9 protein-coding genes are annotated in these 13,885 nt (G+C 61.4%); 4 read left to right on the forward strand and 5 right to left on the reverse strand.

The genetic code is table 11. The features are described 5' to 3' along the window. Positions 1–312 precede the first annotated feature (312 nt). Entirely contained in the window at positions 313–972 is a 660-nt protein-coding gene (locus OKW35_RS46845) for a TetR/AcrR family transcriptional regulator (RefSeq protein WP_429403696.1), read from the reverse strand. Between the two features lie 87 nt (positions 973–1,059). Here OKW35_RS46845 and OKW35_RS46850 point away from each other — a divergent pair, with 87 nt between their 5' ends. The 3 genes from OKW35_RS46850 to OKW35_RS46860 are packed head-to-tail and all read left to right on the forward strand — an operon-like array spanning position 1,060 to position 6,905. Further along, entirely contained in the window at positions 1,060–4,209 is a 3,150-nt protein-coding gene (locus OKW35_RS46850) for an efflux RND transporter permease subunit (RefSeq protein ID WP_429555624.1), read from the forward strand. Positions 4,210–4,227: 18 nt separating this feature from the next. Continuing rightward, positions 4,228–5,367, forward strand: a complete 1,140-nt coding sequence (locus tag OKW35_RS46855; RefSeq protein ID WP_429555625.1) for an efflux RND transporter periplasmic adaptor subunit — start codon at positions 4,228–4,230, stop codon at positions 5,365–5,367. 29 nt (positions 5,368–5,396) lie between these two features. Then, positions 5,397–6,905 carry an efflux transporter outer membrane subunit gene (locus OKW35_RS46860; RefSeq protein WP_429555626.1) on the forward strand — a complete coding sequence of 503 codons (1,509 nt, stop codon included), beginning with the start codon at positions 5,397–5,399 and terminating at the stop codon, positions 6,903–6,905. Between the two features lie 236 nt (positions 6,906–7,141). Here OKW35_RS46860 and OKW35_RS46865 read toward each other — a convergent pair whose 3' ends face one another. After that, on the reverse strand, positions 7,142–8,248 hold the full coding sequence (locus OKW35_RS46865; RefSeq protein ID WP_429555627.1) for a lactonase family protein: 1,107 nt from the start codon (positions 8,246–8,248) through the stop codon (positions 7,142–7,144). A 66-nt stretch (positions 8,249–8,314) separates the two neighbouring features. After that, the gene (locus tag OKW35_RS46870) at positions 8,315–9,871 is read right to left on the reverse strand and encodes a methyl-accepting chemotaxis protein (protein WP_429555628.1); all 1,557 of its coding nucleotides are present in this window, start codon (positions 9,869–9,871) and stop codon (positions 8,315–8,317) included. Positions 9,872–10,364: 493 nt separating this feature from the next. Between OKW35_RS46870 and OKW35_RS46875 the strand changes: the two genes are divergently transcribed. Next, complete coding sequence (locus OKW35_RS46875; protein WP_090808886.1) at positions 10,365–10,709, forward strand: BON domain-containing protein; 345 nt, start codon at positions 10,365–10,367, stop codon at positions 10,707–10,709. Positions 10,710–11,041: 332 nt separating this feature from the next. Here the strand turns inward: OKW35_RS46875 and cysN are convergent, their stop codons facing one another. Beyond that, on the reverse strand, positions 11,042–12,967 hold the full coding sequence (cysN, locus tag OKW35_RS46880) for a sulfate adenylyltransferase subunit CysN (protein WP_429555629.1): 1,926 nt from the start codon (positions 12,965–12,967) through the stop codon (positions 11,042–11,044). Further along, positions 12,967–13,869, reverse strand: a complete 903-nt coding sequence (cysD, locus tag OKW35_RS46885) for a sulfate adenylyltransferase subunit CysD (protein ID WP_184061910.1) — start codon at positions 13,867–13,869, stop codon at positions 12,967–12,969. Before cysD ends, cysN begins: the two co-directional genes overlap by 1 nt. Positions 13,870–13,885: the final 16 nt, after the last annotated feature.

Genomic DNA, 13,885 nt, shown 5'->3' on the forward strand with positions numbered 1-13,885 from the left:
TGTTCTTTCAGATTTCAAATACGTGCCGGAGTTCGCGCGCGAGCGCTACCGCGTTTGTGCCGTCAAAGTTCGGCGCGTACCAACTTGAGTTTAGGCAAGGGAAACACGTACAGGGGGCCAATTCCTCGCCGCCTCAACCACACGCGGCACGGCAACCAGGAATACGAACGCCCGATTGTCGCAATGCAGCAGCGGGTGGCCGGTTGCGCGGCCCCGGAAGCAGACGGGAATTGGGCCGGCATCCCGCCGGCCGCGGCCGCTCCAGGCGAATATCGGCCGGGCAGAATCGGACGAAGACCGGAACGCGCTCGCTCAGAGCACCTTGCATCCAGCGAGGAAGATGCGGACCGCCTCACGCGCGATTCTGTTGCGCTCCGATGCGCCGGGGCGCCTCCTGGTGGCGCCAAGCAGCAGCCGCGCGCGGACTCCGCCGAGTACCAGGTGTAGAAACTGCTCGGTAGCCAGCGCAACGTCATCGAGTTGCAATGCGCCATCGGCGACTGCCGAACGAAGATAGTCCGAAAGCGGCTCCATGCCGCGTAGTTCACCCGCCTTGTTGTAATACCCGCTGATGAGTTCGGGAAAACGATAGGCCTCGGTCAGAAGCAGGCGATGCAATGCGATCATGTCAGGCCGCGTGCACACATCCAGCAGATGGAGCGCGACCTTCTCGAGGACATTTTCCGGACGGCGCGCATCGAGCACGATATCGCCGAGCTGCGTGATCCATGAACGACGCAGCGTCTCGACGATTGCGCTGAACAGGCCCGCCTTGCTGCCGAATCGATCGTACAGCGTTTTTTTTGCAATACCCGCCTCTCGCGCGATGCCTTCAAGGCTGGTCTCGCGATATCCAGCGGCAAGAAAATGGCGCTGCGCAACATCGAGCAGACGCTGCAGACGAATTTCGGACTCTCGCAGCGTAGGACGCCCGCCTGATCGGATAGGTTGAGTCTGTGTTTCGCGCGTCACGATCCAGGCCTATTGACAATGTCTACCGACGGCGGAAACTATACCGGCGCGTTTCCGTCAAGCTACCTGGGACTCGGGGCGAGGTCAATGGTCGATTTCTTTATCGAGCGTCCGATCTTCGCATCGTCGATCGCCATCATCATGGTGCTCGCGGGGCTCATTGCCTGGTTCAACCTGCCGGTGGAGCGGTTTCCGCAGATCACGCCGCCACAGGTTCTGGTCAAGTCGACCTATACGGGTGCGAGCGCGCAGGTCGTGGCGGACACCGTCACCGCGCCGCTCGAAGAGCAGATCAACGGCGTGCCGGGTATGAGCTACCTGTCGTCGGTGAGTGCCAACGATGGCACGTCCACGATCACCGTCACGTTCAACGTCGGCTACAACATCGACATCGGCGCGGTCGACGTGCAGAACCGCATCTCGCAGGCGACGGCGCAGCTTCCCAGCATCGTCAATCAGGCCGGCATCACCATCCAGAAGCAGAACCCGAACTTTGTTCTGGCGGTGAATCTCTATTCGCCAGACGGCTCGATCGATCCTGTCACCCTCAGCAACTACGCTTATCTCCAACTCGTCGACTCGCTCAAGCGCCTGCCCGGCGTGAGCGATGTCACGATCTTCGGCGAACGCCGCTACTCGATGCGCATCTGGCTCGACCCCAACAAGCTCGCCGCGCTCGGCATGACCGCCAGCGATGTCCAGCATGCGATCGCCGAACAGAATGTGCAGGTCGCCGCAGGCAAGTTCGGCGAGGCGCCGGCGCCGGCGGGCACGACGTTTCAATACCAGATCAACACCCACGGCCAGTTGGCGGACGCGCAGCAATTCGGCAATATCGTGCTGCGCGCCGGCACGGCGAGCGACGCAACCGTGTATCTGCGCGACGTGGCGCGCATCGATCTGGGCGCACTTCAGTACACCTCTAGCGCCTCCGTGAACGAACACCCGGCGGCGCTGCTCGCCGTCTTCCAGTTGCCGAGCGCTAATGCGCTCGACCTCGACCAGCGTGTCAAGGCCACGATGCAGACGCTTGCAAAGCGCTTCCCGAAAGGGATGGCGTGGGGCATCACCTACGACACCACCATGTTCGTGTCCGCCTCGATGGTCGAGGTGATGAAGACGCTGACCTTTGCGCTGCTGCTGGTGCTGGGCGTCGTGTTCCTGTTCCTGCAGAGCTGGCGGACCACGTTCATTCCGATGATCGCCATTCCAGTGGCGCTCATCGGCACCCTCGCGATCATGCTGGTGCTCGGCTTTTCGCTGAACACGGTCAGCCTGCTCGGCATGGTCCTCGCTATCGGCCTCGTCGTCGACGATGCGATCGTCGTGGTCGAGAATGTCGAACGCCAACTCGAGAGCGGGCTTACGCCCATGGCTGCGGCGAAGGCGGCGATGCGGGAAGTGACGGGGCCGATCGTTGCCACCTCGGCAGTGCTCGGCGCCGTGTTCGTGCCGATCGCCTTCCTGCCGGGCGTGACGGGCCGTCTCTACAATCAGTTTGCGTTGACCATCGCCATTTCGGTGGCGCTCTCGGCGTTCAATTCCCTGACGCTCAGTCCGGCGCTCTGCGCGTTGCTGTTGCGACGCGACAGGCCGCCACGGTTCATCCTGTTTCGCAAGTTCAATCAAGGCTTTAACTGGGCGCGCAGCCACTACGCGAATTCGCTGCGCGGCTTGATCCGGCTGCGCTGGCTCGCGCTGGCGGTCTTCGCGTGTGGCCTGGGTGTGACCTGGCTGCTCCATTCGACGATCCCTTCCGCCTTTTTGCCGGTTGAAGATCCCGGCTATTTCTATGTGATTACGCGACTCCCGTATGGCGCTTCGCTGCAACGCACCGAGGCCGTAATGGAGCAGACCCGCGCGATCCTGAGGGCGACGCCCGGCGTGGCGAACGTGCTGTCCATCAGCGGTCTGAATTTCATCACTCGCAGCACGACGTCGAACAGTGCGGCCCAGTTTGTGATCCTGAAGCCGTGGGACGAGCGAGGTGCGAAGCAGAGCGTCGCCAACCTCATCGCCACGGTACAGCCGAAGCTCAATCAGATTCCGGAGGCGGTGGCGCTTGCACTGATTCCACCGACTATTGCCGGCCTCGGCACCTTCGGCGGCTTCGATTTCGAAATCGAGGATCTGAGCGGCCGGGGCAGTGCCGCACTCGGCGAGGCGACCCAGGCCTTTCTCGCCCAGGCGCAGCAACAGCCTGAACTCGAGCGGCGCACCCTGCTCACCAGCTACAACACGTCGACGCCGCAATACGATTTCAATCTCGACCGCGTGAAGGCGAAGCTGCTCGGGCTCAACCTGAGCGATGTGTTCAATACGATGCAGATCTATCTCGGCTCGCTGTACGTGAACAATGTGACGCTGTTCGGCCGCACCTTCGAGGTGTTGCTCGAGGCCGACGACAACGCCCGCGGGAACCGCAGCGACCTGTCGCGGCTCTACGTGCGCAACGCCGCGGGAAGCATGGTGCCGCTGGGCACGCTCGGTCGGCTCGAACCGACAGTGGGGCCGGACACGGTGCCTCATTACAACCTCTACGGTGCCGCGGAGATCACCGGCAGTGCGGCGCCGGGCTACAGTTCGGGCCAGGCGATCGCGGCAATGGAGCGCGCGGCGCGCGTTTTGCCGGCGGATTTCGGCTATGACTGGACGGGCATTACCTATCAGGAGCTGCAGGCCGGCTCGGTCGCGGGTCTGGTCTTCGCGCTCGCGCTGTCCTTCGTGTTCCTGTTCCTCGCCGCGCAATACGAGAGCTGGACGTTGCCGTTCACCATCATCCTCACGGTGCCGCTAGCCCTGTTCGGCGCGCTGGGGCTGCTGTGGCTGCGCCACATGCAGGTCGACATCTATGCGCAGATTGGTTTCGTCCTGCTGATCGGGCTGGCGGCGAAGAACGCGATCCTGATCGTCGAATTTGCCAAGCGGCGCCGCGAAGCCGGCCTCGATATCGTCGCGGCGGTGACCGAGGCGGCCCGCCTGCGTCTGCGCCCGATCCTCATGACCGCGTTCGCGTTCATCTTTGGCGCCGTCCCATTGATGATCGCCTCCGGCGCGGGCGCCGCGAGCCGCCGGTCGATCGGGACGACGGTGGTAGGCGGCATGCTCGCCGCCACCCTGCTCAGCCTCGGATTCGTGCCGATCTTCTACACGGTGATCGAGCACTTGCGTGAGGCCGTGCTCAAACGTATCGGTCGCGCGCCTCGCGATGGCGGCGAGGCGGCGTCCGGGGATTGATCTGGGAGCAACGGCGCAATGAGAGTCGGCAAACTTCGCGTTGTAGCCACAGGCCTGGCGATCGCCGTAGTCGTCTGCGTCCTGTCGTTCACAGGTGGAGGAGCGCGACAGGCTACCGGCAGCCCGCCCGCGCCGGACCCAGCCGCCCCCACCGAGGTGCCCGTAACCCAGGTGGTCGAGCAGACCGTGCCGGTTTACCTCGAATATGTCGGCACCACGGACGCGATCCGCACCGTCACGCTTCAGGCGCAGGTGACCGGCTACCTGGCGAAGCAGGGGGTGTCCGATGGCTCGGACGTGAGCAAGGGCACACTCCTGTATGAGATCGATCCGCGCAGTTATCAGGCGGCGCTCGATCAGGCGAGGGCGCAGGCGGCAAAGGATGCGGCGGCGCTCGAATATGCCATCGCCAGCCATCGCCGCAATACGCTGATGAGCGAGACGGGCGACGTGTCGATCGATACGCTGCAGCAGTCCGCGAGCACCGAGCATCAGGACCTGGCCGCGCTCGCGGCGGATCGTGCGCTGATCGAGACGGCGCTGCTCAATCTCGACTTTACGAAGATCCGCGCGCCGTTCTCCGGGCGTCTCAGCCTGAGTCAGGTGCATGAAGGTGCGCTCATCAGCAGCACGGGGACCCAGCTCAACACCCTCGTGCAGCTCGACCCGATCTATGCCACCTTCAATCCGCCGGACACCGATCTCGCCACTATCCAGCAGGATCAAGCGAAGGGGACCATCGCGGCCGAGGTCATCGTCGGTCGGGGCGCGAGCCCGCAGTACCGTGGCAGGCTCACGTTTCTCGACAACAACGTGGGGCGCAGCAGCGGCACCATCACCGCGCGCGCGACCGTCGAGAACCCGGATCACACGTTGCTGCCGGGGCAATTCATCCGCGTGCGCCTGCACGTCGCGGACGCACCCAACACGCTGCTGGTGCCACAAGTGGCCGTCGGCTCCAACCAGCTTGGCAAATATGTCTACGTCGTCGGCGCAGACAAGCGGGTCGAGCAGCGCTACGTGACCCTCGGCTCGGACTACGGGCCACTTGTCGCGGTCAGGAAGGGCGTCGTTCGGGACGATTCGGTCGTGGTCGGCAATCTCCTCAAGCTCAGCCCCGGCATGGCCGTGAAACCGGTTGCGGCGAAGCCTTCGTAAACGGCCCGTAACATGAGGAGCGCGCAGCAATGACATCGAACCCCGGCTTTGCGCGTCACCCCCGGGCAGCATGTTGCCGCAGCGCCGCCTGCGCGGCGCTTTCGGCGGCGACGCTGCTTGGCGGCTGCGAAGTCGGACCTGACTTCGCGCCACCCGGGCCGCCGCAGGTCAGCGGCTATACGCGGGAGCCGCTGCCGGAGCGAACCGTCGCGTCGGACGTCCACGGCGGCGAGGCGCAACGCTTCGTGCAAGCTCTCGACATTCCGGGGCAATGGTGGACGCTATTCCACTCGGCTGCGCTGAACGCACTCGTAGAACGTGCGCTTGAGGCCAACCCGAGCCTGCAGGCGGCGCAGGCCACCCTTCGCGAGGCCAACGAAGCGCTTTACGCAGCACAAGGAGCGCTGTTCCCGACGGTGAGTGCGGACATCTCGACTGCTCGCGAGAAGATTTCGGGCTCGCCGTTCGGGATCTCGACCGCGGTGCCGGTCTTCAGGCTCAACAACGCCTCGGTGAGCGTCACCTACCTGCTCGACATCTGGGGCGGTACGCGCCGGCAGATCGAATCGCTCGCCGCGCAAGCCGAGTACGAACGCTTCGAACTCGAGGCGAGCTATCTGAGCTTGACGTCGAACGTCGCCACGGCCGCCGTACAGGAGGCTTCGTTGCGGGCGCAGATTGCAGCCACAGAGGAGATCGTCGCCATCGAGACGCAGCAACTCGCGGGATTGAAACGGCAATTCGCGATCGGCGCCGTCGCCAATGCGGCGGTACTCGCGCAGGCGGCCACGCTGGCGCAAACACGCGCGCAGTTGCCGCCGCTGCAAAAGCAACTGGCGCTGACCCGCAATCAGCTCACGGCCTATCTTGGCCGCTTCCCGAGTGACGAGCTGGTCGAGACGTTTGATCTCGCGTCGCTGCGGTTGCCCGACACGTTGCCGGTCAGCCTGCCGTCGACACTCGTCGAGCAGCGTCCGGACATTCGCGCGTCGAAAGCGCAACTGCACGCCGCAAGCGCAGAGATCGGCGTCGCGACCGCCAATATGTTGCCGCAACTCACGCTCAGCGCCGCCTATGGCAGCGAGACCAACGATGCGCTGTTTTCGCCGGGAAGCGCGATCTGGAACCTGGGAGCGGGACTCACGCAGCCCCTCTTCGAAGGTGGAACGTTGCTGCACCGGCGCCGCGCCGCAATTGACGCTTTCGATGCAGCAGCGGCGCAGTATCGCAACACCGTCATCTCGGCGTTTCAGAACGTGGCTGATGCGTTGCGAGCGCTGCAATCGGATGCGGACGCAGTGGTGGCCGAGGCAGCAGCCGAGCGGGCGGCGGCGGACAGCCTCGCTGTGTCCCAGCGCGAGTTCCACGTTGGCGCGATCAGCTATCTTGCGCTGCTCGACGCGCAGCGGACGTACCAGCAGGCCCGCATCAGCCTCGTCCAGACTCAGGCCACCCGGTATTCCGATACCGTCGCACTCTTTCAGGCTGTCGGCGGGGGATGGTGGAACCGCAGCGATGTGGTGCGTGAGCGCGGCTAATGATCTTCATCGCGGGCATGCCCTCTCGTCGCCCGGAACCATGCGGCACAGTCATGGTCCTGGCAAGCCATTCCGGACCGCTCGGATTGACATCCTGTCGGCCCGCAATGAGACCGTGGCAAATCTGGTTCGAGTGGTTCAGAGTGGCCGTAAGTGGAGGTTCGACCTTCTGCAACGGGGCACCGGGTGCTTGCCAAGGCAGCCCCGTTCAAGCCTGGCGATCCGGGAATCAACCCTCAATCGGCGTTCGTGCCATCAAACTCCACGAGTTCAACCCAGTTCGCGCCCTTGCCGACCGGATACTGTCCGATCGCACTCAGCTTGCCAGTCTTGCGATCGATGTTGTAAACGCTAAGACTCGTCGATAATTGCCCGACAGCCAGCAAGTACTTGCCGGACGGATCGATATTGAATCCACGCGGTTGCTTTTCCGTCTGGTATGTACCGATACGCGTCAGCTTGCCAGAGGCAGCGTTCACCTTGTACGCCGCGAGCGTGCTCGATGTGCGCTCCGATGCAAACAGGAATCGCCCGTCCGGGGTCAGGTGGAGATCGGCCCCCCATGGCTTGCCGCCGGAGAAATCGGGCGGCAGGATCGAGACCGTTTCGACCGGCTTGACGGTGTCGCGGGTGCTATCGAAGGCGAGTACGTGCAGCTTGCCGTCGAGTTCATCGATCAGGTACGTGAAGCGATGATCCGGCGAGAATACGAAGTGACGTGGTCCCGATTTCGGCGGCAACGAATAGGCGGGCGCGGTGTCCTCGGTCAACTGCCCATTCGAGGCGTCGAACTTGAGACGAAGCCAGGCATCCGCGCCGAGAACCGACGCGAATACGAAACGGTTGTCCGGAGCATTGCGGATCGCATGAGCCATCGGGCCGGTCTTGACGGTCTGCTGTACGTTGCCGACCACACCATCCGCGCCGATCCGGTTCACCGCCAGAAGGTTGCCGCCATATGACGCGGAAAAGAGGTAACGGCCGTTTGCGTCCGTCGAGATATACGCCATGCTATCCGCAAGCGGCGCCCTGCCGAGTTCGAGCAGCCGGCCATCGAGCGGATTGACCGCAAAGCTCACCACGCGATAAGGCTTCGAGCGCAGTCCTGCGTAGAGCCGAAGGTGATCCGGCGAAAACGCCATCGGCATCACCGTTGCACCGACAGACACAGTCTCCACGGGCGCAAGCGAGCCGTTCGACTTGTCGAGACTGAAAACCGAGATATCCTGACTATCTGCATTCGATACATATGCATACGTCGCGGCCTGTGACACGCAGGAGAGGGAAGCACCGGCAATCAGAATTGCGGTGGCGCCCAGCACGCCTTTAACGTTCATGTTCATACCCCAGTTAGAAATGGTTTAGATTGTCTGAATCGACCAGCGCTTTGCGTCGGTCAATCGGAGCTTCTATTGCGCGGCGAGGCGGAATGCCGAGACTGCATTCGTCATTGACTGCGCCTGCTGTTCGAGCGCGCTCGCGGCAGCGGCGGCTTCTTCGACGAGTGCCGCATTCTGTTGAGTCACCTGGTCCATCTGCGTAACCGCCTGGCCGACCTGCTCGATGCCCGTGCTCTGCTCGATCGTTGCTGCCTTGATTTCATTCATGATGGTGGCCACGCCGCGCACGGCGCTAACAATCTGCTTCATCGACTGACCCGCCTGCGCGACCAGGTTATTGCCGTTAGCTACGTCCTCGACCGAGGCGCCGATCAAGGCCTTGATCTCTCGGGCGGCGTCCGCGCTGCGCAGAGCTAGACTGCGAACTTCGCTTGCGACCACGGCGAAGCCGCGTCCCTGCTCACCGGCCCGTGCCGATTCGACCGCCGCATTCAGCGCAAGGATATTGGTCTGAAACGCGATGCTGTCGATCATCCCGGTGATCTCGGCGATCCTACGCGAACTCTGGCTGATTGAATTCATTGTCTCGATGGCGCGCTCGACCACTTCGCCGCCCTGCTCGGCGACATCGGCTGCGCTCGAAGCCTGTGCACTTGCCTGCTGCGCGTTATCCGCGTTCTGTTTGACGGTGGACGTCAATTGCTCCATGCTGGCCGCGGTTTCTTCCAGTGCCGCTGATTGCTGCTCTGTGCGGCTCGACAGATCCACATTGCCCGCGGCAATCTCGCGCGCGCCGCCGTAAATGGCCTCGCAACTGTTGCGCACGTTCGCCACTGTCTGAGCCAAACCACGCTGCATCCGCTGCATCGCCGCGAATAGCTGACCGATCTCGTTGCCGCTCGCCTCGGGGATGCGCGCTGTCAGATCATTCGCCGCGATTCGATCGAGCAGATTGGCGGCGTCGTTCAGCGGAGTCGTCACGATGCGCCGCAGCGCGAAATGCGCAGCGACGATCAGGACCAGCGCCGCGCTCACTCCGAAAATGACCAGGCTGACGACCCACGTATATTCGCGATCGAGCTGCGCGATGGCATCGTTCGACAACGTGTTAGCGATACTCTGGAATTTCTCGACATTCACCGAATACGCCACACCGGTTGACGTAATGTCGTGATCGTTGATAGCGGCGTAGGCGTTCGTATCGCCGGCACGCAGAGCATCGGAGGCTTTCTTCAGAATCGCGGCGAGGTTGACTGACGATTCGATCAATTGCTGCTTCAACCCGTCGTCCTGGCCACGAAAAACGGCGGCGCTTCGAAACGACTCGGTTTCCGCATCCGCCCGGTTCATCGTCGTTTCGGCGCTCTTCAATGCCGAGTCTCGCGTCGTCTCGTCGTTGCGCTCCTTTAGAGCTGAGTAGGCTCGTGTCAACGCGGCTCGAGTGCGTGTGGAGTCCTTGTATGCGTCGTTGACGAGAATTTCCTGCGTCGCAATCTGATGGATGCGGTTGAGATTGGCATTCGCGCGGCTGAGCGTGGCGACACCGATCACGCCGCCCAGCAAAATCATCGCCGCAAAGATCAGGAAGACAGTCAGGAGACTATTTCGAACCGATACGTTTCTCATGCTACTTTTCAACCCGGTGTTGTACGATGACCTCTTTATCGGCAGATTCCGCGATCTCTTTAGAGAATGGGCATGCAGATAGGCTTTGTGCCGGGACATCAGACTTCTGGTGGGGCGCTTCAAGGGTCTTCGTTGCCCCCGTGCGGCGCTTTGACCAGCGGACCGATGACAGTGCGACCCTCCGCGTGACACCTTGAAACCCGCTCGCCCGGGTATTGCGAGGATTGACAGGCTCAGAGATGGGAAAACTTCTTCAGATACCGTCTTCGGCTAACGTATGCAGTTCGTGGGAAACTGCAATGGCGATAGTCAGATACTCGTTCTCTCGTACCTGCGCAATTGCTACGCCTGATTCGCCTCGCCAAATCGACGCGAAGGGTTGCCCTGCCAATACAGGTAGCTCGTAAGCCGAGATGCGCCGTATCCCTTCGCCACTCGGCCCGCTTTTCAGCCCACCATTTAGCGCTTATCGAATCAGGATTTCATAGCCGACATGCGAAACGCGCCATACATCAAAAGCCGATTGCTGATCGTCGCGGCGTTCGCATTGCCAGCGTTCGTGTTCACCAGCGGCTGTAAGTCCACGGTGACGCCGCCGTTGACAGCGCCGGGGAAGATCGCCGCTGACGACGCTGCGCTCGCCGCCCGGGTGAAGCAGGCGCTCGTCGCGAACCCGGAACTGAGATCCTTGCCGATGAGCGTCGCGACGTATCGAGGCGTCGTGCAGTTGTCAGGATACGTGGATTCGGAGGCACAGATTCAGAAAGCGCTTGCCGTGACGCGCGGCGTGCCAGGGGTGCAATCCGTGAGCAACGATCTGCACCTCAGGCCGCAATGACGCGCGTTTGCCGGAAAACAGACGAACCAGGCGCGGACGACCTGGACGAACATCGACAGATCGTTCGGATCGAGCGCGATATTTATCCAGGAAAGCTCAAACTTCCAGGTTATCGATCAGTCGCGTGTTTCCGAGGCCCGCAGCCGCGACGACAACGAGCTTGCCCGCATCCACCTCCTGTGCGGCTGGAGACCGCAAGTTGACCTGCTTGCGCCCCGCTCCCGTAGCCGACAGCGGGGAGTATACATAAATGAATGTCGTATACCAATATGAACGCGCAGGGACCAACAATGGCACGGCGCCTACGGGCGAAGCGCCCGCCCCGCTTCGTCTCAGAGCGGCGCTCCCCTCGACACGTCGAGAAATCCCGCGGTCTGGAGTTTCTCGAAGATCACCTCTACGGCCATTTCGGGAGAAACGGTCAGAGTGTTGATGTGGATCTCAGGATTCTGCGGCATCTCGTAGGGCGAATCGATGCCTGTGAAGTTCTTCAACTCGCCGCTACGCGCTTTCTTGTAAAGTCCTTTCGGATCGCGCTCCTCGGCCACTTCGAGTGGCGTGTCGATGAAGACCTCGATAAATTCACCCTCCTCCATCAGTTCGCGTGCCAGGGCGCGCTCCGCGCGAAACGGCGAAATGAATGCGGTAATGACGATCACGCCCGCATCTGCCATCAATTTCGCCACCTCGGCAATGCGTCGGATATTTTCCACCCGGTCTTCGGCCGTGAATCCGAGATCCTTGTTCAACCCGTGACGAACATTGTCTCCGTCGAGCAGATAGGTTCGCTTGCCCATCGCGTGCAAACGCTTCTCGAGCAGATTTGCAATTGTCGATTTTCCCGCACCTGAAAGCCCTGTCAGCCATACAACGCCGCTCTGGTGCCCGTTCAGCACCCGCCGCGCGCGTTTGTCGACCTCCAGCGTCTGCCAGCGAATATTGTTCGCACGGCGCAATGCGAAGCGCAGCATACCGGCACCGACCGTGCTGTTGGTCATACGGTCAATGACTATGAAACCGCCCGTCTCGTGGTTTTGCTCGTACGGATCGAAAGCAATCGCGCGATCAAACTCCAGTTCCGCGACACCGATCTCGTTCAAGGCGAGAGTCTCACTCGCCACGCGGTCAAGCGTATCGACATTCAGCTTGTATTTGAGCGGTAATATCGTTGCCGTGACGGTCCGGGTGCCAATTTTCAGCAAGTAACTGCGCCCCCGGAGCATGGGTTGGTCGCTCATCCACACGAGCGTTGCTTCGAACTGGTCGGCAACCTGCGCGGGCGAATCGGCCGTTGAAATCAGATCGCCACGACAGACATCCACTTCGTCGGCGAGCAGCAGCGTCACGGACTGTTCCGCGAAGGCCTCGTCAAGATCGCCGTCCGCCGTCACGATTCTTGCGACAGTGCTTTCCCGTCCTGATGGCTGTACCTGTATACGCTGCCCGACACGCACCACACCGGACGCAATAGTGCCTGCAAACCCGCGGAAATCAAGATTGGGGCGATTGACCCACTGCACTGGGAAACGGAACGGCTGCGTCTGCAAATGCGTTTCGTCGATCTCGACAGTCTCGAGGTGACGCATCAAGGACGGCCCTTCGTACCACGACGTCTTCGTGCTCCTTTCAACAACGTTGTCGCCATTTACGCCCGAAATCGGCATTGCAGTCACACCAGGGATGCCAATCTTTCTGGCGAATTCGCAATACTCACGAGAAATTTCGTCGAATCGTTCACGCGAGTACTCGACCAGATCCATCTTATTGACCGCGAGAACAACGTTGCGAATGCCGATCAACGACACCAGATAGCTGTGCCGCCGCGTTTGCTGCAAAATGCCCTTGCGAGCATCGACCAGAATGATGGCAAGATCGGCCGTAGAAGCACCCGTTATCATGTTGCGGGTGTATTGCTCATGCCCGGGCGTATCAGCAACGATGAACTTGCGCCGGTCGGTCGAGAAAAACCGGTAGGCGACGTCGATGGTGATGCCCTGCTCGCGCTCCGCAGCGAGACCGTCCAGCAGCAGCGCGTAGTCTATTTCCCCGCCACGCGTACCGACCTTTTTCGAATCGGCTTCGAGCGCGGCAAGCTGGTCCTCGAACAGCATTCTGGATTCGTAGAGTAATCGGCCGATCAACGTGCTTTTGCCGTCATCCACGCTCCCGCATGTGATGAAACGCAGAAGACTCTTTCTTTCGTGCTGCTTCAGGTACCGTTCAATATCGGTCCCGATCAGCTCAGAGACGTGTGCCATCAGAAGTACCCCTCCTGTTTCTTCCTCTCCATGGACGCGGCGCCGTCATGATCGATCACGCGCCCCTGCCGCTCGGAGGTCGTCGTCAAGAGCATTTCCTGGATGATTTGCGGCAATGTCGTTGCGTTCGACTCGACTGCACCGGTAAGCGGATAGCAACCAAGCGTGCGAAAGCGCACCATTTTCTCCTCTACTTTCTCGTGCGGCTTGAGTGGCATGCGCTCGTCATCCACCATCACCAGGATGCCGTCCCGATTCACCACGGGCCGCCTCGCCGCGAAATAGAGTGGCACGATGGAGATATTCTCGAGGTAGATGTACTGCCAGATGTCCAGCTCGGTCCAGTTAGAGAGGGGAAACACGCGGATCGACTCGCCGTTGTTCTTTCGCGCGCTATATAGGCGCCACAGTTCGGGTCGCTGATTTTTGGGGTCCCACTGGTGGGTTGCCGTACGGAATGAAAAGACTCGCTCTTTCGCACGCGATTTCTCTTCGTCTCTGCGAGCGCCCCCGAAAGCGGCATCGAAGCCGTACTTGTCGAGCGCCTGCTTCAAGCCCTGGGTCTTCCACATGTCGGTGTGAACCTGCGAACCATGATCGAACGGGTTGATGCCCAGTTCTTTCGCTTCCGGATTCTGGTGAACGATCAGCTCCATTCCGGTCTCGCGAGCCATCCGGTCCCGCATCGCGTACATGTCGCGGAACTTCCAGGTGGTATCCACATGCAGAAGCGGAAACGGAGGGGGCGCCGGGTAAAAGGCCTTTTTTGCCAGGTGGAGCATGCAGGCGCTGTCCTTGCCGATCGAGTAAAGCATCACTGGGCGATTTGCCTCAGCGACGATTTCCCGCATGATATGAATGCTCTCGGCTTCAAGTCGCCGCAAATGAGTCAACGTCGGCATGGCACATCCTTTACAA

Source organism: Paraburkholderia sp. MM5477-R1, from assembly GCF_050436385.1.
GTDB classification, from domain to species: Bacteria; Pseudomonadota; Gammaproteobacteria; order Burkholderiales; family Burkholderiaceae; genus Paraburkholderia; species Paraburkholderia tuberum.